Source organism: Kosakonia oryzendophytica, assembly GCF_900094925.1.
Lineage (GTDB): Bacteria > Pseudomonadota > Gammaproteobacteria > Enterobacterales > Enterobacteriaceae > Kosakonia > Kosakonia oryzendophytica.
Genome location: NZ_FMAY01000015.1, coordinates 59,127 through 82,880 on the forward strand (window position 1 = coordinate 59,127; position 23,754 = coordinate 82,880).

Annotated in this window: 25 protein-coding genes and 1 other RNA gene; 11 read left to right on the forward strand and 15 right to left on the reverse strand. The window is 54.8% G+C overall.

The annotated features are described in order from the left end of the window. Positions 1 to 12: 12 nt before the first annotated feature. Entirely contained in the window at positions 13 to 744 is a 732-nt protein-coding gene (locus tag GA0061071_RS20510) for a helix-turn-helix transcriptional regulator (RefSeq protein ID WP_088237680.1), read from the reverse strand. Positions 745 to 838: 94 nt separating this feature from the next. Between GA0061071_RS20510 and GA0061071_RS20515 the strand changes: the two genes are divergently transcribed. Continuing rightward, complete coding sequence (locus tag GA0061071_RS20515) at positions 839 to 1,231, forward strand: nuclear transport factor 2 family protein (RefSeq protein ID WP_061493048.1); 393 nt, start codon at positions 839 to 841, stop codon at positions 1,229 to 1,231. Between the two features lie 85 nt (positions 1,232 to 1,316). On the opposite strand, the gene rnpB is transcribed toward GA0061071_RS20515, so the two are convergent. The 5 genes from rnpB to GA0061071_RS20540 form a co-directional block, all read right to left on the reverse strand. Beyond that, positions 1,317 to 1,696: RNase P RNA component class A (gene rnpB / locus GA0061071_RS20520), an RNA gene on the reverse strand. A 32-nt stretch (positions 1,697 to 1,728) separates the two neighbouring features. After that, a complete protein-coding gene (gene garK, locus GA0061071_RS20525; RefSeq protein ID WP_088237679.1) occupies positions 1,729 to 2,874 on the reverse strand; it encodes a glycerate 2-kinase in 1,146 nt (381 codons plus the stop codon). Positions 2,875 to 3,005: 131 nt separating this feature from the next. Next, entirely contained in the window at positions 3,006 to 3,896 is an 891-nt protein-coding gene (gene garR, locus GA0061071_RS20530; protein ID WP_061493046.1) for a 2-hydroxy-3-oxopropionate reductase, read from the reverse strand. Positions 3,897 to 3,929: 33 nt separating this feature from the next. After that, the gene (gene garL, locus GA0061071_RS20535; protein WP_061493045.1) at positions 3,930 to 4,700 is read right to left on the reverse strand and encodes a 2-dehydro-3-deoxyglucarate aldolase; all 771 of its coding nucleotides are present in this window, start codon (positions 4,698 to 4,700) and stop codon (positions 3,930 to 3,932) included. A gap of 25 nt (positions 4,701 to 4,725) precedes the next feature. Continuing rightward, entirely contained in the window at positions 4,726 to 6,060 is a 1,335-nt protein-coding gene (locus GA0061071_RS20540) for an MFS transporter (protein ID WP_061493044.1), read from the reverse strand. A gap of 422 nt (positions 6,061 to 6,482) precedes the next feature. On the opposite strand from GA0061071_RS20540, the gene garD reads away from it, so the two are divergent. Beyond that, entirely contained in the window at positions 6,483 to 8,054 is a 1,572-nt protein-coding gene (gene garD / locus GA0061071_RS20545; RefSeq protein WP_088237678.1) for a galactarate dehydratase, read from the forward strand. A gap of 78 nt (positions 8,055 to 8,132) precedes the next feature. Here garD and rsmI read toward each other — a convergent pair whose 3' ends face one another. Next, positions 8,133 to 8,996 carry a 16S rRNA (cytidine(1402)-2'-O)-methyltransferase gene (rsmI, locus tag GA0061071_RS20550; protein WP_061493042.1) on the reverse strand — a complete coding sequence of 288 codons (864 nt, stop codon included), beginning with the start codon at positions 8,994 to 8,996 and terminating at the stop codon, positions 8,133 to 8,135. A gap of 62 nt (positions 8,997 to 9,058) precedes the next feature. Between rsmI and GA0061071_RS20555 the strand changes: the two genes are divergently transcribed. The 4 genes from GA0061071_RS20555 to dolP are packed head-to-tail and all read left to right on the forward strand — an operon-like array spanning position 9,059 to position 12,733. After that, positions 9,059 to 11,182 carry a penicillin-binding protein activator gene (locus tag GA0061071_RS20555; protein ID WP_088237677.1) on the forward strand — a complete coding sequence of 708 codons (2,124 nt, stop codon included), beginning with the start codon at positions 9,059 to 9,061 and terminating at the stop codon, positions 11,180 to 11,182. Continuing rightward, positions 11,140 to 11,535: a YraN family protein gene (locus GA0061071_RS20560; RefSeq protein WP_061493040.1), complete on the forward strand. Its 396-nt coding sequence runs from the start codon at positions 11,140 to 11,142 to the stop codon at positions 11,533 to 11,535. The genes GA0061071_RS20555 and GA0061071_RS20560 overlap by 43 nt, the downstream gene beginning before the upstream one ends. 22 nt (positions 11,536 to 11,557) lie before the next feature. Beyond that, positions 11,558 to 12,148 carry a DnaA initiator-associating protein DiaA gene (gene diaA / locus GA0061071_RS20565; protein WP_040016590.1) on the forward strand — a complete coding sequence of 197 codons (591 nt, stop codon included), beginning with the start codon at positions 11,558 to 11,560 and terminating at the stop codon, positions 12,146 to 12,148. 9 nt (positions 12,149 to 12,157) lie between these two features. Next, positions 12,158 to 12,733 (forward strand): division/outer membrane stress-associated lipid-binding lipoprotein, encoded by a 576-nt coding sequence (gene dolP, locus GA0061071_RS20570; protein ID WP_061493039.1) that lies wholly within the window; start codon positions 12,158 to 12,160, stop codon positions 12,731 to 12,733. 45 nt (positions 12,734 to 12,778) lie between these two features. Here dolP and GA0061071_RS20575 read toward each other — a convergent pair whose 3' ends face one another. Then, positions 12,779 to 13,816 carry a permease gene (locus GA0061071_RS20575; RefSeq protein WP_061493038.1) on the reverse strand — a complete coding sequence of 346 codons (1,038 nt, stop codon included), beginning with the start codon at positions 13,814 to 13,816 and terminating at the stop codon, positions 12,779 to 12,781. A 53-nt stretch (positions 13,817 to 13,869) separates the two neighbouring features. Next, positions 13,870 to 14,523, reverse strand: a complete 654-nt coding sequence (locus GA0061071_RS20580; RefSeq protein WP_088237676.1) for an NAD(P)H-binding protein — start codon at positions 14,521 to 14,523, stop codon at positions 13,870 to 13,872. Positions 14,524 to 14,644: 121 nt separating this feature from the next. On the opposite strand from GA0061071_RS20580, the gene GA0061071_RS20585 reads away from it, so the two are divergent. Next, positions 14,645 to 15,163, forward strand: coding sequence for a type 1 glutamine amidotransferase (locus tag GA0061071_RS20585; protein WP_061493036.1), 519 nt, complete (start codon positions 14,645 to 14,647; stop codon positions 15,161 to 15,163). Here GA0061071_RS20585 and GA0061071_RS20590 read toward each other — a convergent pair. Continuing rightward, positions 15,149 to 15,586, reverse strand: a complete 438-nt coding sequence (locus tag GA0061071_RS20590; RefSeq protein WP_088237675.1) for a YhbP family protein — start codon at positions 15,584 to 15,586, stop codon at positions 15,149 to 15,151. The genes GA0061071_RS20585 and GA0061071_RS20590 overlap by 15 nt on opposite strands. Positions 15,587 to 15,640: 54 nt before the next feature. Here GA0061071_RS20590 and GA0061071_RS20595 point away from each other — a divergent pair, with 54 nt between their 5' ends. Beyond that, positions 15,641 to 15,943 carry a GIY-YIG nuclease family protein gene (locus GA0061071_RS20595; protein WP_061493034.1) on the forward strand — a complete coding sequence of 101 codons (303 nt, stop codon included), beginning with the start codon at positions 15,641 to 15,643 and terminating at the stop codon, positions 15,941 to 15,943. Here GA0061071_RS20595 and GA0061071_RS20600 read toward each other — a convergent pair. Next, positions 15,930 to 16,433: a GNAT family N-acetyltransferase gene (locus GA0061071_RS20600; protein ID WP_088237674.1), complete on the reverse strand. Its 504-nt coding sequence runs from the start codon at positions 16,431 to 16,433 to the stop codon at positions 15,930 to 15,932. The genes GA0061071_RS20595 and GA0061071_RS20600 overlap by 14 nt on opposite strands. Continuing rightward, positions 16,427 to 16,951: a ubiquinone anaerobic biosynthesis accessory factor UbiT gene (gene ubiT / locus GA0061071_RS20605; protein ID WP_061493032.1), complete on the reverse strand. Its 525-nt coding sequence runs from the start codon at positions 16,949 to 16,951 to the stop codon at positions 16,427 to 16,429. The genes GA0061071_RS20600 and ubiT overlap by 7 nt, the downstream gene beginning before the upstream one ends. 238 nt (positions 16,952 to 17,189) lie before the next feature. Between ubiT and ubiU the strand changes: the two genes are divergently transcribed. The 3 genes from ubiU (at position 17,190) to GA0061071_RS20620 (ending at position 20,220) form a co-directional block, all read left to right on the forward strand. Further along, a complete protein-coding gene (gene ubiU, locus GA0061071_RS20610; RefSeq protein WP_088237673.1) occupies positions 17,190 to 18,185 on the forward strand; it encodes a ubiquinone anaerobic biosynthesis protein UbiU in 996 nt (331 codons plus the stop codon). Between the two features lie 7 nt (positions 18,186 to 18,192). Then, positions 18,193 to 19,071: a U32 family peptidase gene (locus tag GA0061071_RS20615; RefSeq protein ID WP_061493030.1), complete on the forward strand. Its 879-nt coding sequence runs from the start codon at positions 18,193 to 18,195 to the stop codon at positions 19,069 to 19,071. 141 nt (positions 19,072 to 19,212) lie between these two features. Further along, a complete protein-coding gene (locus GA0061071_RS20620; RefSeq protein WP_061493029.1) occupies positions 19,213 to 20,220 on the forward strand; it encodes a luciferase-like monooxygenase in 1,008 nt (335 codons plus the stop codon). Between the two features lie 48 nt (positions 20,221 to 20,268). Here GA0061071_RS20620 and mtr read toward each other — a convergent pair whose 3' ends face one another. The 3 genes from mtr to yrbN all read right to left on the reverse strand — a co-directional run bounded on the left by mtr (position 20,269) and on the right by yrbN (position 23,651). Then, entirely contained in the window at positions 20,269 to 21,513 is a 1,245-nt protein-coding gene (gene mtr, locus GA0061071_RS20625) for a tryptophan permease (RefSeq protein WP_061493028.1), read from the reverse strand. 154 nt (positions 21,514 to 21,667) lie between these two features. Continuing rightward, entirely contained in the window at positions 21,668 to 23,578 is a 1,911-nt protein-coding gene (locus tag GA0061071_RS20630) for a DEAD/DEAH family ATP-dependent RNA helicase (protein ID WP_061493027.1), read from the reverse strand. Continuing rightward, on the reverse strand, positions 23,571 to 23,651 hold the full coding sequence (gene yrbN, locus GA0061071_RS23805; RefSeq protein WP_097400725.1) for a protein YrbN: 81 nt from the start codon (positions 23,649 to 23,651) through the stop codon (positions 23,571 to 23,573). Before yrbN ends, GA0061071_RS20630 begins: the two co-directional genes overlap by 8 nt. Positions 23,652 to 23,754 lie beyond the last annotated feature (103 nt).

A 23,754-nucleotide genomic window follows, 5' to 3' on the forward strand; every position in this document is an offset into this window, starting at 1 on the left:
CTACCGCCCGTATCAGCCACCGTTATTCAAACGAAACGCCCCCGGTGTTGTGCCAAAGCGCAGCTTGAATGCAGCGATAAACGCGCTGACATTCTCATACCCACATTGCGCCGCCGTCTCGCTGACAGACTCTCCCCTCAGTAAATACTCCAGTGAAGCCAGGATTCGCGTCTGCTGCCGCCACTGACTAAAACTGAGCCCGGTTTGCTCACTGAACAACCGGCTAAGTGTTCGAACGCTAAGCCCAAAGCGAGAAGCCAACTGCGTTTGCCGGATCGTAGTCTCGGGCTGCATTAATAGCAATTCAGCTACCTGCCGGGCGCGACGGTCTTCCGGCAGTATCAGTCTCAGCGGCGCAGGAGATAGCTGTGCGATTTCGTCAACCATTACTGTCAGAAGATGTCGCTGTCGCTGCTGTTCCGCCGGGTTTGTTACACGATGACGCAGCCTTTCCATTAGCAGCATCAAAAAAGGATCGGCAAACCAGATGCCCGCCTGCGCGGATAAAGCCACGCCGTCAAGCTGCATGCTGATCCCATCGATGTCGCCAACGCTCCAGGCGCTGTGGCGCATATGCGCAGGAAACCAGCCGAGGGTTGCGGGAGTCAGCGCCCACTGCGCATGCTCTGTCTGTACAATCATCATGCCACGGTGGATGCAGAACAACTGCCCGGTCGCGTGCTGGTGCCAGTCAGTTTTATGTTTGCTTTGATGCGTCAGTCGCTCACTGTGCACAATTAACATGGCTGATTCACCGTATTTAATGACCTGTTACGGCTAATATACCGTTCACCGGCTTCGATATCCTCTGCTTACCCGAATCAATGAGGATCAAACGATGTCCGATGTCTCTCAGCGCGTTGCCCTGGCATTACATGCTATCGTCTGCAACCCGGAACACGATGAAGCCAAAATCCGCGCATTCTTTTCACCACAGTATCGTCAGTATGTGGACGGTGAGTCGCTGGACTTCCACGGTTTTGTGGATCATATGGCCAGGCTTAAGCAACTGACACACGCTATTGAGGTGACCATTATCGCCATCGCCCATGCCGACCAGGAGGTGCTAACCCACCACCGGGTCGTGGTGAGTAAGAAAGCGGGCGGGCAGTCACATGTCGACGTGCTGGCACATTTTACGCTACAGGACGGGATGATCATCCGCTGTGAGGAGTTGACGCGCCTGATTCAGGGCCCGGAAGGCGATCGCTCGCTGGGTCACATTCGGTGACTACGCTGGCTACTTACGCGCAATAACGCCCTGTACGAAGCACCGCAGAAAGCAAAAACCCGCCGAAGCGGGTTTTTACCTGAAAAATTGAAACTGACCGATAAGCCGGGTTCTGTCGTGGACAGTCATTCATCTAGGCCAGCAATCGCTCACTGGCTCAAGCAGCCTACCCGGGTTCAGTACGGGCCGTACCTTGTGAACCCCTATTTGGCCTTGCTCCGGGTGGAGTTTACCGTGCCGCGAACTGTTGCCAGACGCGCGGTGCGCTCTTACCGCACCCTTTCACCCTTACCTGATCCCGCTTGCGCGGGCCATCGGCGGTTTGCTCTCTGTTGCACTGGTCGTAGGCTTGCGCCTCCCAGGCGTTACCTGGCACCCTGCCCTATGGAGCCCGGACTTTCCTCCCCTTCGCCCGTCTCCCCCGAAGGAGGACTGCGACGAAGCGGCGACTGTCTGGTCAGCTTCGGCGCGCAGTATAGAGGGTTTGCGCGCGGCTGTCACCCTTCCGTCAACATTCCGACCTGCAGGGTGGCCGCAATGTTACGTGAAGCGCGATAAATATTGTCAAACGCGCCGCGGAACGCCTCCTCCAGCGTGCTGATACTGGTCAACACGCTGAACACCGCATCTATCCCATACTGATGCACAACGCCGACATCGCTGGTCAGGCTACCGGCAATGCCGATAACCGGCTTATGGTATTTTTTGGCAACGTGCGCAACACCCACCGGCACTTTACCGTGGATGCTCTGACTGTCGATACGCCCTTCGCCCGTCACTACCAGCGTGCAATCGTGAATATGTTCTTCGAGATTCAGCGCCTGGGTGACAATCTCAATACCACTGCGCAGTTCCGCGCCGAGGAATGCCATCAGCGCGGCCCCCATGCCGCCTGCCGCACCGGAACCGGGTACATTCTTCACATCCACATGCAGACATGTTTTGATCACATCAGCAAAATGACCGAGGTTGCGATCCAGTTCGACGATCAACGCTTCAGTCGCACCTTTTTGCGGTCCAAAAATGCGCGATGCGCCTTTCTCACCGGTTAAGGGATTTGTTACATCACAGGCAACGCGCAGGGTGCAGTGTTTCAGCCGCGGATCCAGCCCGGAAATATCAATGGTGTTAAGGCTCATTAAACTACCGCCACCGTAACCCATTTCGGTGCCGTTGGCGTCAGTCAGTCTGGCACCCAATGCCTGCACCATACCCGCGCCGCCATCGTTCGTGGCGCTACCGCCGATGCCAATAATAATGTTTGTCGCCCCATGCTCCAGCGCCTGCAAAATAAGTTCCCCGGTGCCGCGCGAAGTGGTAATCAAAGGATTACGTAATTCAGGAGGGACAAGCGCCAGTCCGCTGGCAGCTGCCATTTCGATAAAAGCCGTTTTGCCATCGCCAGACATTCCCCAGCAGGCCTCAACACTTTCACCCAGTGGGCCAGTCACGTTCGCAGTGTGAACGGTGCCTTGCGTGGCGGCAATCATGGCTTCAACCGTACCTTCACCACCATCCGCGACCGGAACTGAAACGTACTGAGCATCGGGAAATATTTCCCGAAATCCTTTTTCTATCGCCTGCGCTACCTCAGAGGCAGACAGGCTTTCTTTATAAGAGTCTGGGGCGATTACGATTTTCATAATGGTTAGCCTGAAAGTGCCGCGCAAACCAGGCACTTCATCCCCCAGGCTCGGGCAATACGAAGCCCGTCAACAACCTGAAAGATGCTGATGTAAAAGAGATCAAGGGCGCCGTTACGCGCCCCTTCTGGTTAACGAGTGACTTCGATTTTCGCCAGTTTCTCGTAGTAGCACGCAATCGCGCTGTGATCAGCATTACCCAGACCATCTGCACGCAATGCCTGCATCATTTCCATCACGGCCGCCGTCAGCGGCAGTTGCGCGCCCACACCATGAGACGTATCCAACGCGTTGGAGAGATCTTTGATATGCAGATCGATACGGAAACCCGGTTTGAAGTTGCGATCCATCACCATCGGTGCTTTTGCTTCCAGCACGGTACTGCCCGCCAGACCGCCACGAATTGCCTGGAATACCAGATCCGGATTCACACCAGCTTTCGTTGCCAGCGTCAGTGCTTCAGACATGGCAGCAATGTTCAACGCCACGATCACCTGATTTGCCAGTTTGGTTACATTGCCCGCACCGATATCACCGGTGTGCACCACAGAGCCAGCCATGGCTTTCAGCAGATCGTAATATTTATCGAAAATCGCTTTATCGCCGCCCACCATGACTGACAGGGTGCCATCGATAGCTTTCGGTTCGCCGCCGCTCACCGGCGCGTCCAGCATATCAATGCCTTTCGCTTTCAGCGCGTCGCTAATCTCACGGCTTGCCAGCGGAGCGATAGAGCTCATGTCGATCAGCACAGTACCGGCTTTCGCACCTTCAATGATGCCCCCTTCGCCCAGCGCCACTTCTTTTACATGCGGGGAGTTAGGCAGCATAGTGATGATCACATCACACTGTTCAGCAACGGCTTTCGCGCTGGTGGCGGCTTCAGCGCCTGCGGCGATCACTTCGGCAACCGCGTCCTGGTTACGGTCCACGACCACCAGTGAGTAACCTGCTTTAATGAGGTTTTTACTCATTGGTTTACCCATGATGCCCAGGCCAATGAAACCAACTTTCATCGTCATAATTGCGTCTCTCTCTCTTTAATGGTGGTTTGGTTATTTCTTAAAGGTGTCGGCCAGTTTCTGCGTAGCAGAACGGAACACGCCCAAATCGCTACCGACAGCAACCACGGTCGCCCCCCATTCCAGGTAACGACGCGCGTCCGCTTCAACCGGTGCCAGGATACCGCTCGGTTTGTTGTGCGCTTTGGCGCGGGCAAAAATGTGCTGAATAGTGCGTTGAACTTCCGGGTGCGCAGCGTTGCCGATATAGCCCAGGGTCGCAGCCAGATCGCTCGGCCCCACAAACACGCCGTCTACACCGTCGGTAGACAGAATGGCGTCCAGGTTATCCACTCCCGCCTGGCTTTCAATCTGCACCAGGATGGAAATATTGGCGTTAGACTGGCGGAAGTAATCCGGTACAGTGCCAAACATATTGGCGCGATGAGAGACAGAGACCCCGCGGATACCTTCTGGCGGATAACGGGTCGCGGCGACAGCGTTCATCGCTTCTTCTTCCGTTTCCACGAACGGGATCAAGAAGTTGTAGAAACCGATGTCCAGCAGGCGTTTAATCACAACCGGATCATTAGTCGGCACACGCACCACCGGTGCGCTGACGCTGCCTTTTAAGGCCATTAATTGCGGTACAAAAGTGAGCACGTCGTTAGGGGCGTGTTCGCCGTCCAGAAGCAGCCAGTCAAAGCCTGCCAGGCCCAGAACTTCAGTGCTGATATGACTACCCAGCGCAGACCAACAACCGATTTGAATCTGTTGCGCCGCCAGCGCGGCTTTGAATTTGTTTGGGAAGATATCGTTATTCATCTTTTGTACCTTAATGAGTTGTTGCTTATTTCTTCAGTTCCATACGTTTGATGTCGCCAACCACAAACAGGTAGCAGACCATCATCATCAGCGCTGAACAGCCAACGAACACCAACGCACCGTTGAAAGAATGCAACTCCTTAACCATGTATCCGATGACCAGCGGCGTTACGATAGACGCTACGTTACCGAACACGTTGAATACACCGCCGCACAGCCCAACAATTTCTTTCGGCGCGACGTCGGAAATAACCGGCCAGCCCAGCGCGCCGAAGCCTTTACCAAAGAATGCGAGCGCCATCAGTGCGACTACCAGTGTTGTGTTATCGGTGTAATTACACAGAATGATGCTTGAAGCCAGTAACATGCCGACAACGATAGGGAATTTACGCGCCACCGTCAGGGTGGAACCACGTTTGATCAGATAATCGGAGAACAACCCGCCCAGCACACCACCGGCAAAACCGCACAGCGCCGGAATGGAAGCCACAAACCCGACCTTCAAAATCGACATGCCCTTTTCCTGCACCAGATAAATCGGGAACCATGTCAGGAAGAACCAGGTAATGGTGTTCAGGAAGTATTGCCCGAAGAACACGCCGAGCATCATGCGGTTGCAGAGCAATTGCTTGATGTAATCCATTTTAGGACCGGCTTTTTGGCTGTCGTCGGTTTTCTTGTGATCCATATCCACAACCGCGCCATTCTTCTCGATGTACTCCAGTTCTTCGCGGGTCATACGAGGATGATCGGTCGGGTTGTGGACAAACTTAACCCAGGCGAAGGTCAGCACAAAACCGATCGCACCCATCACGGTAAACACATGTTCCCAGCCCCAGGCAAATGTCAGCCAGCCCAGCAGCGGCGAGAACAGTGCCAGGGAGAAGTACTGCGCGGAGTTAAAAATCGCCGAAGCAGTACCGCGTTCTTTTGCCGGGAACCAGGCTGCCACAATGCGGGCGTTCGCCGGGAAGGATGGCGCTTCAGAGAAGCCCAGCATAAAACGCATGAAAAACATGGAGATCCCTGCCAACGCGATCGGGAATACGTCGACAAAACCTTGCAGGAAGGTAAAGAGCGACCAGAAAAACAGGCTCCAGGTATAGACCTTTTTCGAGCCGAAGCGGTCGAGCAGCCAGCCACCCGGAATCTGCATCAACAAATAAGCCCAGCCAAAAGCGGAAAAGATGTAGCCCATCGATACAGAATCAAGCTGCAACGCTTTCGCCACTTCTGTTCCGGCGATAGAAAGCGTCGCGCGATCGGCATAGTTAATTGCGGTGACGATAAATATAATCAGCAGAATTAAATAACGGGTGGGTAAACCCCGTTTTGTCTCGACGGCATGTTCAATAGTCATTTTAATTTCCTCGGGCACCGCTAACTTTTAAAATATAATTATATTTTCCGTTTATTATCCGATTTTATTTAAGCACTCGAAACTTAATATCAAATAATTGGCACTTCGATTTTATAGCCCCCAGTATAAACAGCGTTATGACGCCACACACTGGTGTGTTGCTCAATTTTAACATTGAACAGAAAGAATATTTTGAGCATATGCACATAACCCTGGGCGCTGATGCACAGATCTTGCAATATCCAGCCCCACCACACGGGGAATCGCGGAAATAAGTGATTTAGATCACATTTTAGTATTTAAACTCCTGACATTCTTATTTCAGCAAACAAGATTTTTATTTCTGATATTTATTCCAGAATAAAGAATTGGTTCCTTTCTTTGAGTAATGCATCATACAGTTAGCTGGAGATTACTTGACAATGTCCGACATTGAAATTAGACAGCAATCGCCTGGGGCGTTTTATATTAAGGTACACGACACCGATAATGTCGCTATCATCGTTAATGACAATGGCTTAAAGGCGGGTACGCGTTTTCCGGACGGTCTCGAGCTGGTTGAGCATATTCCTCAAGGCCATAAAGTCGCCCTCGTGGATATTCCGCATCATGGCGAAATCGTACGTTATGGTGAAGTCATTGGTTACGCCGTACGTGATATTCCTCGTGGTAGCTGGATTGATGAGTCCATGGTCGAGCTGCCAACAGCGCCACCGCTGAACACACTGCCGCTGGCCACCAAAGTGCCAGAGCCATTGCTGCCGCTGGAAGGTTACACCTTTGAAGGTTACCGCAATGCAGACGGCAGCGTCGGCACCAAAAACCTGCTCGGCTTGACCACCAGCGTGCACTGCGTTGCCGGAGTGGTGGATTATGTCGTGAAGATTATCGAACGCGACCTGCTGCCGAAATACCCGAACGTCGACGGCGTGGTCGGTCTGAACCACTTATATGGCTGCGGCGTGGCGATCAACGCGCCTGCGGCAGTGATCCCCATTCGCACCATCCATAACATCTCCCTGAACCCGAACTTCGGCGGCGAAGTGATGGTGATTGGTCTGGGTTGCGAAAAATTGCAGCCGGAACGCCTGCTGCAAGGTACTGAAGATGTGCAGTCTATTCCGGTGGATAGCGCCAGCATTGTGCGTTTGCAGGACGAGCACCATGTCGGCTTCCGCTCCATGATTGACGATATTTTGCAGGTTGCAGAACGCCACCTGGCGAAACTCAACCAGCGTAAACGTGAAACCTGTCCGGCCTCTGAACTGGTTGTCGGTATGCAGTGCGGCGGCAGCGACGCTTTCTCCGGTGTCACGGCAAACCCGGCGGTCGGTTATGCATCTGATCTGCTGATCCGTTGCGGCGGCACCGTGATGTTTTCTGAAGTGACCGAAGTCCGCGATGCGATCCACCTGCTGACACCGCGCGCCATCAACGAAGAAGTGGGCAAACGTCTGCTGGAAGAGATGGCCTGGTACGATAACTACCTGGACATGGGTAAAACCGACCGCAGCGCCAACCCTTCTCCGGGGAACAAAAAAGGCGGTCTGGCAAATGTGGTGGAAAAAGCGCTGGGCTCGATTGCCAAATCCGGTAAAAGCGCCATTTCTGAAGTGCTCTCTCCTGGCCAGCGCCCGACCAAACGCGGCCTGATTTACGCGGCCACCCCGGCGAGCGACTTTGTTTGTGGGACGCAACAGGTTGCTTCCGGCATCACCGTTCAGGTATTCACCACCGGTCGTGGTACCCCTTACGGACTGATGGCTGTCCCGGTGATTAAAATGGCGACCCGTACTGAACTGGCAAACCGTTGGTTCGACCTGATGGATATCAACGCCGGGACCATCGCCACAGGTGAAGAGACTATCGAAGATGTGGGCTGGAAGCTGTTCCACTTTATCCTTGATGTGGCCAGCGGCCGGAAGAAAACCTTCTCGGATCAATGGGGCCTTCACAACCAGCTGGCGGTATTTAACCCGGCTCCGGTGACCTGATTTTTATAAAAAAGTTGTAAACCTCAACCTTAAGCATGGCTCCGGCCATGCTTTTTTTATTGTAATAAACCGCAATGACTATTGGCCTTGATTATCCAGCGCGTATTTATACAGCGCATTTTTCTTCACGCCGTGGATTTCCGCGGCCAGCGCGGCGGCCTTTTTCAGCGGCAACTCCGCTTGCAGCAACGCCAGCGTGCGCAGCGCATCGGCGGGAAGTTCGTCTTCCTGTGCTTTATGGCCTTCCACAATTAATACCATTTCGCCTTTGCGACGGTTTTCGTCTTCTTTGACCCACGCCAGCAACTCACCAACCGGCAAGCCTTGAATGGTTTCCCAGGTTTTGGTCAGTTCACGCGCCAGCACCACATAACGGGATTCGCCCCAGACGGCGACCATATCTTCCAGGCTTTCCAACAAACGATGGGTCGATTCATAAAAAATCAGCGTACGGCTTTCTGTTTCCAGCCCTTTTAACGTATCGCGGCGGCCTTTTGATTTGGCTGGCAGAAAACCTTCATAGCAGAAACGGTCCGAGGGCAGCCCCGCCGCACTCAGTGCCGCAATAGCCGCACAGGGCCCCGGCAGAGGAACAACGCGAATACCGGCTTCCCGGCAGGTACGCACCAGGTGATAGCCCGGATCGTTAATCAGCGGCGTACCAGCATCTGACACCAACGCGATATTCTGCCCCTCTCTCAGTTTCGCCACCAGCGTGTCGGCTTTTTGTTGCTCATTGTGATCGTGCAGCGCAAACAAACGGGCGTTAATGGCGAAGTGCTGGAGCAATAAACCGGTGTGACGTGTGTCCTCAGCAGCAATTAAATCAACGGTTTGCAACACAGTCAGCGCACGTTGAGTAATATCAGCCAAATTCCCGATGGGAGTAGGTACAATATAGAGCTGACCCTGAGAATTCTCCGCCGATTCGTGTTGTTTCATTGTTTCATCCGTATTGCCGATTTAATATTGAGCATTGCGTAAAAAATATCACTGGATACAGTATGCTACCGTCAACATTTCTACGTTCGAAAGCCACACGCTGCCTGCCTGTGGTGCTGGCCGCCCTGCTGTTTGCTGGCTGTGGCACCCGGTCTGGTGACCAGAGCGCCGCGCATATGCAAGGGGCAGCGCAGGCTAATTCTGCTTTTTACCTGCAGCAGATGCAGCAAAGCACAGATGATAGCAAGACCAACTGGCAATTACTCGCCATTCGTGCACTGCTGAAAGAGGGGAGAACCCAGCAGGCAAGCGAGCTGTTTGGCAAGCTACCGCAGGATCTGAACGATACCCAGCGTAAAGAGTACAGCCTGCTCTCTGCAGAGCTGAAACTCGCGCAGCGGGATTTTGCCGGTGCGCTGGCGTTACTGAATAAAATCGATCCTGCCGACCTTGAGCAGCAGCAACAGGCCCGCTACTGGCAGATCGGCATCACCGCCTCTCAGGGTAAACCGTCGCTGACACTGCTGCGCGCATTGATTGCCCAGGAGCCGCTGTTAACCACCCCGGAAGAAAAACAGAAAAATATCGACGCCACCTGGCAGGCGCTGTCATCTTTTAATCAGGATCAGGCAAAGGCTTTTGTGATCAACGCCGATGAAGTCACCCTGCAAGGCTGGCTTGATCTGCAACGCGTGTGGATCGACAACCGTAACGATCCGAATATGTTGAAAGCCGGTATCACCGACTGGCAGACTCGTTATCCGCAAAACCCGGGGGCGAAAACCCTGCCGAGCCAGCTATCGAATCTGCAAAATTTTAAACCCGCATCTGCCAACAGAATCGCCCTGCTGCTGCCATTAAATGGCCAGGCCGCAGTCTTTGGCCGGGCTATTCAGCAAGGTTTTGAAGCCGCGAAAAACGGAGTGTCTGCGGTGTCCGGCCCGGCAGTACCGCAACAGGTGGCTCAGGCGGCAACCAGCCCGGTAGTGAGTCCATCACAAACCAGCGTCAGCGATCTGACCGACGCCTCTGCGCAGCAAGACGCTGTCGCGCCAGATGCGCAACAAGCTGTAGCGCCGGACAACGCGGCGCAAACCGCAATAGCTCCTGCTACCACAGAAACCACACCGGCGACGGAGACGGCGCAACCCGCAGATGCCAATGCAACGCAGCCCGTAGCCGCGCCTGCTGTGGCAGCAACACCAGCCAACCCTGGCGTAGAGCTGAAAATTTATGACACCAGCGCGCAGCCGATGGATCAGGTGCTCAATCAGGTGCAGCAGGATGGCGCCAGCATCGTGGTAGGTCCGCTGTTGAAAAACAACGTTGAAGAGCTGATGCGCAGCCACACCACACTGAACGTGCTGGCGCTCAACCAGCCGGAAAACGTCGAGAACCGCGCCAACATTTGCTACTTCGCCCTCTCTCCGGAAGATGAAGCCCGCGATGCCGCACGCCATATCCACGAGCAGGGCCGCCATGCGCCGTTATTGCTGATCCCACGTAGCGCGCTGGGCGATCGCATCAGCAACGCCTTTGCTCAGGAGTGGCAAAAACTGGGTGGCGGCGTCGTACTGGCACAAAAATTTGGCTCTACCGCTGAGCTGCGTATGGGGATTAACAGCGGTTCCGGCATTGCGATGACCGGCAGCCCGGTGCTCTCCAGCCTGCCGAAACAGCAGGGCATGACCATTGGTGGGCTGAACATTCCTGCGCCGCCGACCGATGCGCAAATCAGCGGCAGTGGCAATATTGACGCGGCGTATATCGTGGCGACACAGGATGAAATTGCGCTGATCAAACCGATGATCACCATGCGTACCGGCAGTCAGAGCGGCGTGATGCTGTATGCCAGTTCCCGCAGTGCACAAGGCGGCGCAGGCCCGGATTTCCGCCTTGAAATGGAAGGATTGCAATTTAACGATATCCCGATGCTCGCGGGTGCTAACCCCTCGCTGATGCAGCAGGCGCTGAAAAGCGTGAACAATGACTATTCACTGGCGCGCTTGTATGCAATGGGCGTCGATGCCTGGTCGCTGGCGAATAACTTCTCGCAAATGCGCCAGGTGCCAGGGTTCGAACTCAATGGCAATACTGGCGATTTGACCGCCACTCAGGATTGCGTGATCAACAGGAAGTTGTCATGGCTCAAATACCAGCAGGGGCAAATCGTCCCGGCGAGTTAAATCGTAAACAGACCGGCGACGCGTGGGAAGCCAAAGCGCGTTGCTGGCTGGAAAGCAAAGGACTGCAGTTTATCGCCGCCAATGCGCGCGAGCGCGGCGGCGAGATTGATTTGATAATGCGGCACAATCACACCACCGTATTTATCGAGGTACGTTATCGCAGGTCAGGCCGTTTCGGTGGCGCATTGAGTAGTGTCACCCGGGCGAAGCAAGTGAAACTGCTGCATACCGCCCGTTTGTGGCTCGCCCGGCACAATGGGAGTTTTGATACTGTGGATTGCCGGTTTGATGTGATAGCCTTCACCGGAAATGAGGTTGAGTGGATACAAAACGCCTTTAACGACCACTCATAATTGCTGAATGATAGGGATTACCGTGCTCGAACGAATTAAAGTCTGCTTTACGGAAAGCATTCAAACGCAAATTGCGGCGGCGGAAGCGTTGCCTGACGCCATTTCCCGCGCCGCCATGACAATGGTCCACTCCCTGCTTAACGGCAACAAAATCCTCTGTTGTGGCAATGGCACGTCTGCCGCCAACGCACAGCATTTTGCTGCCAGCATGATCAACCGTTTTGAAACAGAACGTCCCAGTTTACCTGCCATTGCACTTAATACCGATAATGTGGTCTTAACGGCAATAGCAAACGATCGTCTGCATGATGAGATTTACGCTAAGCAGGTTCGGGCGCTCGGTCATACCGGCGATATTTTGCTCGCTATCTCTACGCGGGGTAACAGTCGCGATATCGTGAAGGCCGTGGAAGCGGCGGTAACACGCGATATGTCAATTATCGCGTTGACGGGCTATGACGGTGGCGAGCTGGCGGGTCTGCTGGGGCCGCAGGATGTCGAAATTCGTATTCCTTCCCACCGCAGCGCGCGCATTCAGGAGATGCACATGCTGACGGTTAATTGCTTATGCGATCTGATTGATAACACGCTTTTTCCTCACCAGGATGATTAAGGAGTACACATGAAGGCATTTACGCCCCTCGCAGTCCTTATTTCCGCGCTGCTGTTACAAGGTTGTGTTGGCGCTGTGGTGGTAGGTTCCGCAGCCGTGGGCACCAAAGCCGCGACGGATCCGCGTACCGTGGGCACCCAGGTAGACGACAGTACACTGGAACTGCGCGTGAATAGTGCGCTGTCGAAAGACGAACAGATTAAGAAAGAAGCGCGTGTTAACGTCACTGCCTATCAAGGGAAAGTGTTGCTGACAGGCCAGGCGCCAAATACCGATCTCTCTTCCCGGGCAAAACAGATTGCCGTGGGCGTTGACGGTGCCACCGAAGTCTTTAACGAGATCCGCCAGGGTCAGCCCATTGGTCTGGGCACCGCCTCTTCCGATACCTGGATCACCACCAAGGTGCGCTCTCAACTCTTAAGCAGCGATCAGGTGAAATCGTCTAACGTGAAAGTCACCACGGAAAACGGCGAGGTGTTCCTGATGGGCCTGGTGACCGACCGTGAAGGCAAAGCCGCAGCGGACATCGCCAGCCGCGTCAGTGGTGTTAAACACGTCACCACCGCGTTTACCTTTATCAAGTAACAAAAAAACCCGGCATCGCCGGGTTTTCTTTTTCTTTGTCTGTCATCAGAACAGGGCAATCGTTCCGGTGATCATCCCACACAGCGCCACCAGGCCCGCCGTCATCCATAAGGCTTTCGCCGGGAATGATTTACGCAGCATGATAAGCGACGGCAAGCTCACCGCCGGTAACGTAATCAACAAGGCCAGCGCAGGTGCCATGCCCATACCGGCCAGCATCATGGTCTGAACAATTGGGATTTCCGCGGCTGTTGGAATGACAAACAGGCAGCCGACAACCGCCATCACGATCACCCACAGCAACGTATTGTCGATAGCGCCATCTGCATGCGGGAACAACCAGACGCGCGCTGCGCCCAGCACCAGTACAGCCAGAATATAAACAGGAATGGTGCTCCAGAAAAGCTGCCACAGCGCTTTCCCCCAACGTGCCATAAAGCTGCCCTGCGGCTCCGGCAGCGTGATATCCACGGCGTCCGCCTGCTGCGAGTTCTCTTTCACCAACGCCTGCACCAGCATCGCCACGCCAAGGACAGTCACCAGCCCCGCCACAAGGCGAATAGCGGCAAAATGCCAGCCGAGCACAAACCCCATAAACACCAGCGTAGCCGGATTCAGCAGCGGGTTACCCATCCAGAATGCCAGTGCGCCGCCCATCGATACACGCTGGCGGCGCATACCAGCGGCAACCGGCGCAGCACAGCAGGAGCACATCATGCCAGGTAAGGCGAACAGCGTGCCAAAGAGCGTACCGCTAAAGCGTTTTTGCCCCAGCGTCCGCAGCAACCAGTCACGCGGGATCAACACCTGAATTAACGATCCCAGCAGCACGCCCAATACGGCAGCTTTCCAGACGGCAAGGAAATAGACCATTGCGTAATCCCATGCCGCTTTAAACGGACTGGCATCGGCCTGTGCGAGAATAGATTTACCAATACTGTGTGTTTCTGCAGCAGTGAAGGCTTTGCCGTAATAAGGCTGCCATTTCACATACCAAAGACCAACAATAACAACAAGAAAGAACAGCGCGGGTTTCCACCACTGAAAGCGGGCTGCCGCCTGAGATGAAGACTGACCAGTCATAACAATCCCCGGGGATAAAGTGATTTGAGCCTGCGAATAGTACGCCGGAAATACTATTTTGCAAACGCACGCTCAGCGGCGATCGCGCGAAGCTGCGCCGACCTGATGATCTGCACCCCACGATTATCTGGCGAAAATGCCAGCGTCAGTAATGCCAGCGCGACATCCTGCGCACGGATTGACTTCCAGTTGCCCGGTAGAAAACGAAAAAGCGGTGCCAGCAACGACTCATTAACACGTGTCTTCTGGCGATCCCCCAGCAGCATAGACGGGCGGGCAATAGTCAATGAAGGCCACTCCTGCGCGATTAACGCATTCTCCATTTCGCCTTTTACCCGGTTATAAAAAAAGGGGGAACGTGCATTGGCTCCCATGGCACTGACCACCAGCATCTGTTTCGCGCCCAGTCGCAAACCGGCGATCGCCGTGTCCACCACCAGCGTGAAATCCGCATGGATGAATGCCTCTTTACTGCCCGCTTCGCGCCGCGTGGTGCCAAGGCAGCAAAACACCGTGTCCACGGGTTCCGTCACCTGCGCCAGCGCGTCGGTTAATTGCGGATCGTGGGGATTGAACACGCCCGCGACGTCATCCAACGGGCGCCTGGTCGGTGCGGCAATGGCGGTGATGCGCGGCTCATTAATCAGTAGCCGCAGCAAATGCCCACCCACCAGACCGGTCGCCCCGGTCAGTAATATACGTTGCATCTCTCCCCCCTTTGCAGATGAATCTGTCTTGCAATACTCGCCCGCTGAACCAGGCTTACTGTTCTGGTGAATTATCAGTATGAATAATTCGCCTCTCTGAAGCCAAAACAACGGAGGAATTATGAGCAAGAAAATTGCTGTCTTGATCACCGACGAGTTTGAAGATTCAGAATTCACGTCGCCGGCGCAGGAATTTCGTAAAGCCGGACATGAAGTTATCACCATTGAGAAACAAGCCGGGAAAACCGTGCACGGTAAAAAAGGCGAAGCCGATGTGGTTATCGATAAAGCCATTGATGACGTTCGCCCGGCGGATTTTGATGCGCTGTTACTACCGGGCGGGCATTCGCCGGATTACCTGCGCGGGGACGATCGCTTTGTAACCTTTACGCGGGACTTTATCAGCGCCGGTAAACCTGTTTTCGCCATTTGCCATGGCCCACAGCTGCTGATCAGCGCAGATGTGGTGAGAGGGCGTAAGCTGACGGCAGTGAAACCCATCGTTGTGGATGTGAAAAATGCCGGGGGCGAATTTTATGACCAGGAGGTGGTGATCGATAATGATCAACTGGTCACCAGCCGAACCCCCGATGATTTGCCGGCCTTCAACCGCGAGGCACTGCGTTTACTGGGCGCCTGATTCACGGACCCAGTGAAGCTTTTTGCCAAACCCCAGCGTGTTGTCGGTGAATTTCACCTCGTTGAGGCGAATTTCCCACATCGGGGCTGACAACATGCGGGCTACCGGAAAGCGACGGTTGTACTGCGCACGCGGCGCCGCGCTTTCCTCTTCATCCAGCCGACGGATCTCCCCGGCAAACTGAACACCACGGATTAACGCCACGGTTTTCGGTTGACCGTTTACCGTACCGGCGACCTGCGCTTTCAGGCCAGTCATTTGCCCATGGCGCGTCTGGTCTTCACTCAGGACATAAAACGCCACGGCGTGCGGATCATAGAAATAAAATGCATTGGCGCACCATAACTCTCCCCTGTTCGCCACGCACCAGGTCACCACATGCTGTTTTGCCAGCCAGCGATTAATGGCCGCAAGAGTCTCCATATTTGCCCTTCCTCGTGTTATTTTTCCGTTCACATTAACATAATGAATACTGCCATGACGCCCTGGTTTCTCTATCTTATTCGTACGCCAGACAATACCCTCTACACCGGCATTACGACCGATGTCGCACGTCGCTTTACGCAGCATCAAAACGGAAAAGGGGCAAAAGCGTTACGGGGAAAAGGTGCCCTGCAGCTGGTCTTTTCAGCACAAGTGGGGGACAAATCGATCGCGCTGCGGCTGGAATACCGAATCAAGCAATTGAACAAGCGCCAGAAAGAGCGCCTCGTCGCCGGGGATGGCTCATTCGAAGCGCTGCGAGAGAGTTTGCTATCGTCTGCAGTTACAGGCGATTAAAGTGCTCTGAATACTCAACCAGACCGCGAACACCGTGTAAGGCATCGTCGGCCAGGCGGTGCACCAAAAACGCAGATTCGGTGTCCGGCCAACGGCAATGCAGGCCGTGCTGCGCCGCGTTTTCAAAACCGAGACGGCTGTAGAAAGCTGGATCGCCCAGTGTCACAGCCGCCGCATAGCCAAATTCATTCAGCGAATCCAGCCCTTCGTACACCAGCTGCCGCGCAATACCCTGACCGCGGTACTGCTCGTCCACCGCCAGCGGTGCAAGCCCGACCCATTGCAGTTCCTCGCCCTCAACCGTGACCGGGCTGAATGCAACATAGCCAATCACTTGCCCTTCATCATCGGTTGCGACAAATCCCAGCGTGATCAAACCGTCTTCGCGCAGGTCGTGCACCAGCCGGGCTTCGCCCTCACCGCCAAAGCTGCGCCGGAGCAACGCGTCGATACCCGGCGCATCAATGGGAATTTCAACTCTAATCAGCATGGCTCACCTACAGAAGGTTGTGTCGTTGCAGGCGGCGCTTGCAGGCCAGCCTCAACAAATTCCGCCAACTGCAACAGCATCACCCGCAGGGGTTTTGGCATCTGCTCCAGTTCAATGGCGTCCATCAAATTCTTGACGTAAAGCCCAAGCTCCGTATCCCCTTCAATGACCAGTCGGCGCTGGAAGAAGAGTGTATCCGGATCCTGTTTGCGTGCGGCTATCATCAGCAAATCACTGGCATCTGCGCTGAAGCTCACATCGGCGTCCGCCGATTCGCGCACGATCAACCGCCCGTCCTCCACAGAGGTATACCACGTCAGGCCAATATCACGAACCTGAATACTTAACCAGCGGCCTTCCAGAAACTCAAGCTCTCCGTCCGCCAGAGCCTGTTGGAACTGCCAGCGCAGCACCTGCTCCAGGACCTGGCGCTTGATGGCGAAAGGCGTCAGCTTAACCGGCACACTCAGTAACGACGGACCAAAGTGAACAAGATGTGAACGCAATTTTTCCAACACGAGCTTTACTCCCTGAAATGATAATGACTGCTATTTTGCCACATCAATGAAATGACATAGCGGCGCAAATCAACAATTCCACAATAAATCGGCCCCGATTATTGGTATTGCCAATACACATTTAACTGCCTCAAATCAAGAATTGTCGCAGACAGGTTAACTAAAATCCCAGTTCGTTAACAATTAGCGCCCCCAGGGGTACGACCTGGCCACTGCGCCCCCGATTGCAGGATACACTATGGAGTTGCTCTGCCCTGCCGGAAACCTTCCGGCATTGAAGGCGGCCATCGAAAACGGTGCCGACGCTGTCTATATCGGCCTGAAAGATGACACCAACGCCCGCCATTTTGCCGGACTCAATTTTACGGAGAAAAAACTCCAGGAGGCGGTCAGTTTTGTGCATCAGCACCGCCGCAAGCTGCATATTGCCATCAACACCTTTGCGCATCCGGATGGCTACTCACGCTGGGAGCGTGCGGTGGATATGGCAGCGCAAATTGGTGCCGATGCGTTGATCCTGGCGGATCTGGCGATGCTGGAGTATGCCACCGAGCGTTATCCGCACATTGAACGCCATGTTTCCGTGCAGGCTTCTGCGACCAATGAAGAGGCTATTCGCTTTTATCACCGCCACTTTGATGTTGCCCGCGTCGTGCTGCCGCGTGTGTTATCTATCCACCAGGTTAAACAACTGGCTCGCGTGACTCCCGTGCCGCTGGAAGTGTTCGCTTTTGGCAGCCTGTGCATTATGGCGGAAGGACGCTGCTACCTCTCCTCTTATCTGACGGGTGAATCGCCGAATACCGTGGGCGCATGCTCCCCGGCGCGCTTTGTCCGTTGGCAGCAAACCCCGCAGGGGCTGGAATCACGCCTCAACGAGGTACTGATTGATCGTTATCAGGATGGCGAAAACGCGGGTTACCCAACCCTGTGCAAAGGGCGTTATCTGGTGGATGGCGAGCGCTACCACGCGCTGGAAGAGCCCACCAGCCTGAACACGCTGGAGCTTCTGCCGGAGCTGCTGGCGGCGAACATCGCATCGGTCAAAATCGAAGGGCGTCAGCGTAGCCCGGCCTATGTGAGCCAGGTGGCAAAAGTGTGGCGTCAGGCAATTGATCGCTGTATGGCTTCCCCGCAACATTTCGTGCCGCAGCCCGCGTGGATGGACACGCTGGGAGCAATGTCTGAAGGTACACAAACCACCCTTGGTGCGTACCACCGTAAATGGCAGTAGGTAGAACATGAAATATTCATTAGGGCCAGTGCTTTACTACTGGTCAAAAGAGACGCTGGAAGACTTTTATCACCAGGCGGCGAACAGCACTGCCGATGTGATCTATCTTGGCGAAGCCGTCTGCAGCAAGCGCCGCGCCACCAAGGTCGGCGACTGGCTGGATATGGCGAAGGCGCTGGCGACCAGCGGCAAACAAGTGGTGCTTTCCACCCTTGCGCTGGTGCAAGCATCATCCGAACTGAACGAGCTCAAACGCTATGTCGATAACGGCGAATTCCTGCTGGAAGCCAGCGATTTGGGCGTGGTGAATATGTGCGCTGACCGCAAGCTGCCGTTTGTCGCCGGGCATGCGCTCAACTGCTATAACGCCGTGACGTTACGCTTGTTGCTGAAGCAAGGCATGGTGCGCTGGTGCATGCCGGTGGAGCTTTCCCGCGACTGGCTGATTAATCTGCTCGATCAGTGCGATGCGCTGGGCATTCGTCAACAATTTGAAGTGGAAGTGCTCAGCTACGGTCATTTGCCGCTGGCCTACTCCGCGCGCTGCTTTACGGCGCGTTCAGAAGACCGCCCCAAAGATGAATGCGAAACCTGCTGTATTAAATACCCGAACGGACGCAGCATGCTGTCGCAGGAGAATCAGCAAGTGTTTGTGCTCAATGGCATCCAGACCATGAGCGGCTATGTCTACAATCTCGGTAATGAACTGACATCAATGAACGGGATTGTGGATATGGTGCGCCTGTCACCGATGGGTAATGACACGTTTGCCATGCTCGATGCGTTTCGTCGCAATGAAACCGGCGCAGCGCCACTGCCGCTGGCGTCAAACAGCGACTGTAACGGCTACTGGCGCAGGCTACCGGGTCTGGCACTGCAACAGTAAAAAAGCTCAAGTTGTTAACAGCAATCAGCAAAGGTTAATGCACTATAAAAGTTGCAGCTTTTCTGGCCGGGCGCGGCACATTGCGCCAGGCTGGAAGAAGACCTTCAATCTGATGACGATGCTGTAGCAAAGTGAGTTTTTATGGCTGATAAAACCCTTCCTTTTTCGGTGCTCGATCTGGCGCCGATCCCGCAACACTCCAGCGCTCGTGAGGCGTTTACGCACTCACTGGATCTGGCAAAACTCGCCGAAAAGCGCGGTTATCACCGTTACTGGCTGGCGGAGCACCACAATATGACCGGTATCGCCAGCGCGGCGACATCGGTGCTGATCGGCTATCTGGCGGCGAATACGCAAACCCTGCATCTGGGCTCCGGCGGCGTTATGCTCCCTAATCATTCACCACTGGTGATCGCGGAACAGTTCGGCACGCTGAATACGCTTTATCCTGGCCGTATTGATCTTGGGCTGGGTCGTGCGCCTGGCAGCGATCAGCGCACAATGATGGCGCTGCGTCGACATATGAGCGGCGATATTGATAACTTCCCGCGTGATGTGGCGGAACTGGTGGACTGGTTTGATGCCCGCGATCCGAACCCACACGTGCGCCCGGTTCCGGGCTATGGTGAGAAGATCCCGGTCTGGCTACTGGGCTCCAGCCTGTATAGCGCACAACTGGCTGCACAGCTTGGTCTGCCGTTTGCGTTTGCCTCGCATTTTGCGCCGGATATGCTGTTCCAGGCGCTGCATCTCTACCGCTCCAATTTCAAACCTTCTGAGCGACTGGAAAAACCGTACGCGATGGTGTGCATCAATATTGTCGCCGCCGACAGCAACCGCGATGCGGAATTCCTGTTTACCTCCATGCAGCAGGCCTTTGTGAAACTGCGCCGTGGCGAAAGTGCGCAACTGCCGCCGCCTATCGAGAGTATGGATCAATTCTGGTCGCCAGCAGAGCAATACGGCGTGCAGCAAGCATTAAGTATGTCACTGGTGGGCGATAAGGCGAAGGTACGCCACGGTCTGGAATCCATTCTGCGGGAAACGGACGCGGACGAGATTATGGTTAATGGGCAGATTTTTGATCACCAGGCGCGGCTGCACTCTTTCGAGCTGGCCATGCAGGTGAAAGAAGAGCTTCTGGGTTAGCGTTTCACCGGGTGGCGCAGGCCAGAAGCTACGCCGCCCTGCTTTATGCTACTGATAAACCGGCAACAGATTAAAGCTGGAAAGCAGATGTACCACCGCGTTGCCCGCGCCAAACAACAGGATCAATACAATCATCGGCTTTCCGCCCCACACGCGGAAAATCGGGCTGCCAAAGCGTTTACGGGATGCATTTGCCAGCAAGGCCGGCACAATGGCCGCCCAGATGGTCGCGGCCAGCCCCGCATACCCAATGGCGTATAAAAAACCATTCGGCCAGAGCACACCGCCAATGATCGGTGGCGTGAATGTCAGCAGTGCGGTTTTAAAACGCCCTAACGGGGAGTCATCAACGTTGAACAAATCCGCCAGATAGTCAAACAGCCCCAGCGTGACACCGAGGAAAGAACTGGCGACGGCAAAATTCGAGAAAATCACCAGCAGCAGATCCAGACTGCGGCTATTCAGCACACCGCTCAACGCCTGTACCAAGACATCAATATTGCCGCCCTTCGCCGCGATATCGATAAACGCCGGGCGCGGAATATTGCCCATGGTCACCAGCAACCAGATAACGTACAGCCCCAACGCCAGCAGCGTTCCGTAGACCAGGCAACGGATGATGGTGCGCGGATCCTTACCGTAGTACTTCATCAGGCTTGGTACATTGCCGTGATAACCGAATGAGGCCAGACAGAAAGGCAGGGTCATCAATAAGTAGGGCGTATAGGAGGTGTCACTTTGCGCCACATTCAACAGCGTGGCGGGCTGCACATGCCCGAGCAAGCTGCCGAAAGTCAGAAAGAACGTGATCACTTTCGCACCCAACACAATCGCGGTCATTCGGCTGACTGCATGGGTTGAGAGCCAGACGATAAATGCCACTCCCAGTGCAAAGCAGAATCCCGCCAGCCGCGCCGGAACATTCAGCGATAGCTCTGAGAAGGTGTGGTGCAGAATAGAACCACTTGCCGAAATATAGGCGTAGGTCAGGATATAAAGCACAAAAGCAATGGACACACCATTCACCAGGTTCCAGCCTTTACCCAGCAGATCTTTGGTGATCGTGTCAAAGCTCGCACCGCTGCGATAGTTCAGGTTCGCTTCGAGGATCATCAACCCGGAGTGCAACATGCAAAACCAGGTAAAAACGAGCGCCAGAAGCGACCAGAAGAACCACGCGCCGGACATCACCACTGGCAGCGAAAACATGCCTGCGCCAATGATCGTACCGCCGATGATCACGACCCCGCCGAACAGCGAAGGGGAAGCCTGTGTGGTTGTCAGTGTCGACATCTGAAAAATTCTCCTGTGGTGATGCAATGCCGGAAATGGAACCGCTGCATTGTACCAGTACAGGAGTACATTACAGATAAAAAAAGCCCCAATCATTTCGACCGGGGCTGTATCTTTTTCTTTACGACCTGTAACGCAGAAGAATCAGCGTTAATTACGCATCGTTACGACGACGTGGAGCGCTGTCATCACGATCGCGGCGCGGTGCACGACGTTCGCCACCGAAACCACGGCCTTCCTGACGCTCACCGCTGAAACGGCGACCTTCACCACCGCGACCGCCTTCACGACGCTCGCCACCGAAACCACCGCCACGACGCTCACCACCACCGCGACGTTCGCTACGTTCACGCGGCTGCGCATCGCCCAGCAGTTGCATATTCATCGGCTTGTTCAGAATACGCGTGCGGGTAAAGTGCTGAAGCACTTCGCCCGGCATGCCTTTCGGCAGCTCGATAGTGGAGTGGGTGCCAAACAGTTTGATGTTACCGATGTAGCGGCTGCTGATGTCGCCTTCGTTAGCGATAGCGCCAACGATATGACGAACTTCAACACCGTCATCACGGCCCACTTCAATGCGGTACAGTTCCATTTCACCAACATCACGACGCTCACGACGCGGACGATCTTCACCACCACGTTCCGGACGGTCGCCACGCGGGCCACGATCGTTACGATCGCCACGGCGTTCGAAACGGTCATCACGCTCACGGAATTCGCGACGCGGACGCATCGGCGCATCCGGCGGCAGAATCAGCGGACGTTCGCCCTGCGCCATTTTCAGCAGTGCAGCGGCCAGCGTTTCGATATCCATCTCTTCTTCAGAAGAAGGCTGGATTTTCGCCAGCAGCGCACGGTACTGGTCCAGATCGCTGCTTTCCAGTTGCTGCTGTACTTTTGCGGCAAATTTTTCCAAACGGCGTTTACCCAGCAGTTCTGCGTTCGGCAGCTCTACTTCCGGAATGGTCAGCTTCATCGTACGTTCGATATTGCGCAGCAGGCGGCGTTCGCGGTTCTCAACGAACAGCAGCGCGCGACCAGCACGACCCGCACGACCGGTACGGCCAATACGGTGAACGTAGGATTCAGAATCCATCGGGATGTCATAGTTGACAACCAGGCTGATGCGTTCAACATCCAGACCACGCGCCGCAACGTCGGTCGCAATCAGGATATCGAGACGACCATCTTTCAGGCGTTCCAGCGTCTGCTCACGCAGCGCCTGGTTCATGTCACCGTTCAGCGCGGCGCTGTTATAGCCGTTACGCTCCAGCGCTTCCGCCACTTCCAGCGTTGCGTTTTTGGTACGCACGAAAATGATCGCCGCATCAAAATCTTCCGCTTCCAGGAAGCGAACCAACGCTTCATTTTTACGCATGCCATACACCGTCCAGTAGCTCTGGCTGATGTCCGGGCGCGTGGTAACGCTGGACTGAATGCGCACTTCCTGCGGCTCTTTCATAAAGCGGCGGGTGATGCGACGGATAGCTTCCGGCATGGTTGCAGAGAACAGCGCGGTCTGATGACCTTCCGGGATCTGCGCCATGATGGTTTCTACGTCTTCGATAAAGCCCATACGCAGCATTTCGTCGGCTTCATCCAGTACCAGACCGCTCAGTTTAGAGAGATCCAGCGTACCGCGTTTCAGGTGATCCAACAGACGACCCGGCGTACCGACGACGATCTGCGGCCCCTGACGCAGGGCGCGTAATTGCACGTCATAACGCTGGCCGCCATACAGAGCAACCACGTTTACACCGCGCATATGTTTAGAGAAATCGGTCATCGCTTCAGCGACCTGAACCGCCAGTTCGCGGGTCGGAGCGAGCACGAGGATCTGCGGCGCACGCAGGTCCGGATCGATGTTGTTAAGCAGTGGCAGGGAAAACGCTGCGGTTTTACCACTACCAGTCTGGGCCATACCCAGCACGTCACGACCAGAAAGCAGGTGCGGAATGCACTCAGCCTGGATCGGAGATGGTTTTTCGTAACCGAGATCGTTAAGGGCTTCAAGGATAGGAGCCTTCAGGCCCAGATCTGCAAAAGTGGTTTCGAATTCAGCCATGTAGTACAAGTGCCTCTATGTCATTGGCGGCCAGTCTACATAACTCATCGTGAAAAAAATTAGCAATTTTCATTGAAAAGTGTGAACCGGCTCAAAGTAGGTTAATTAACGAACAATAAAGCCCTCACCCGTGAAGGTGATGGCAATCAAAAGAGATTACGGGCTGATGTGTTCGT

Bases quoted from the DNA above. Each gene is read 5' to 3' on its own strand.
- GA0061071_RS20540 (WP_061493044.1), bottom strand. From the start codon at position 6,060: ATGACTATTGAACATGCCGTCGAGACAAAACGGGGTTTACCCACCCGT.
- rsmI (WP_061493042.1), bottom strand. From the start codon at position 8,996: ATGAAACAACACGAATCGGCGGAGAATTCTCAGGGTCAGCTCTATATT.
- garR (WP_061493046.1), bottom strand. From the start codon at position 3,896: ATGACGATGAAAGTTGGTTTCATTGGCCTGGGCATCATGGGTAAACCA.
- garK (WP_088237679.1), bottom strand. From the start codon at position 2,874: ATGAAAATCGTAATCGCCCCAGACTCTTATAAAGAAAGCCTGTCTGCC.
- GA0061071_RS20590 (WP_088237675.1), bottom strand. From the start codon at position 15,586: ATGGAGACTCTTGCGGCCATTAATCGCTGGCTGGCAAAACAGCATGTG.
- GA0061071_RS20620 (WP_061493029.1), top strand. From the start codon at position 19,213: ATGGCTGATAAAACCCTTCCTTTTTCGGTGCTCGATCTGGCGCCGATC.
- GA0061071_RS20510 (WP_088237680.1), bottom strand. From the start codon at position 744: ATGTTAATTGTGCACAGTGAGCGACTGACGCATCAAAGCAAACATAAA.
- GA0061071_RS20575 (WP_061493038.1), bottom strand. From the start codon at position 13,816: ATGACTGGTCAGTCTTCATCTCAGGCGGCAGCCCGCTTTCAGTGGTGG.
- garL (WP_061493045.1), bottom strand. From the start codon at position 4,700: ATGAATAACGATATCTTCCCAAACAAATTCAAAGCCGCGCTGGCGGCG.
- GA0061071_RS20555 (WP_088237677.1), top strand. From the start codon at position 9,059: ATGCTACCGTCAACATTTCTACGTTCGAAAGCCACACGCTGCCTGCCT.
- GA0061071_RS20580 (WP_088237676.1), bottom strand. From the start codon at position 14,523: ATGCAACGTATATTACTGACCGGGGCGACCGGTCTGGTGGGTGGGCAT.
- GA0061071_RS20600 (WP_088237674.1), bottom strand. From the start codon at position 16,433: ATGCTGATTAGAGTTGAAATTCCCATTGATGCGCCGGGTATCGACGCG.
- GA0061071_RS20515 (WP_061493048.1), top strand. From the start codon at position 839: ATGTCCGATGTCTCTCAGCGCGTTGCCCTGGCATTACATGCTATCGTC.
- GA0061071_RS20560 (WP_061493040.1), top strand. From the start codon at position 11,140: ATGGCTCAAATACCAGCAGGGGCAAATCGTCCCGGCGAGTTAAATCGT.
- GA0061071_RS20615 (WP_061493030.1), top strand. From the start codon at position 18,193: ATGAAATATTCATTAGGGCCAGTGCTTTACTACTGGTCAAAAGAGACG.
- dolP (WP_061493039.1), top strand. From the start codon at position 12,158: ATGAAGGCATTTACGCCCCTCGCAGTCCTTATTTCCGCGCTGCTGTTA.
- GA0061071_RS20595 (WP_061493034.1), top strand. From the start codon at position 15,641: ATGACGCCCTGGTTTCTCTATCTTATTCGTACGCCAGACAATACCCTC.
- yrbN (WP_097400725.1), bottom strand. From the start codon at position 23,651: ATGAAAATTGCTAATTTTTTTCACGATGAGTTATGTAGACTGGCCGCC.
- GA0061071_RS20630 (WP_061493027.1), bottom strand. From the start codon at position 23,578: ATGGCTGAATTCGAAACCACTTTTGCAGATCTGGGCCTGAAGGCTCCT.
- ubiU (WP_088237673.1), top strand. From the start codon at position 17,190: ATGGAGTTGCTCTGCCCTGCCGGAAACCTTCCGGCATTGAAGGCGGCC.
- garD (WP_088237678.1), top strand. From the start codon at position 6,483: ATGTCCGACATTGAAATTAGACAGCAATCGCCTGGGGCGTTTTATATT.
- mtr (WP_061493028.1), bottom strand. From the start codon at position 21,513: ATGTCGACACTGACAACCACACAGGCTTCCCCTTCGCTGTTCGGCGGG.
- GA0061071_RS20585 (WP_061493036.1), top strand. From the start codon at position 14,645: ATGAGCAAGAAAATTGCTGTCTTGATCACCGACGAGTTTGAAGATTCA.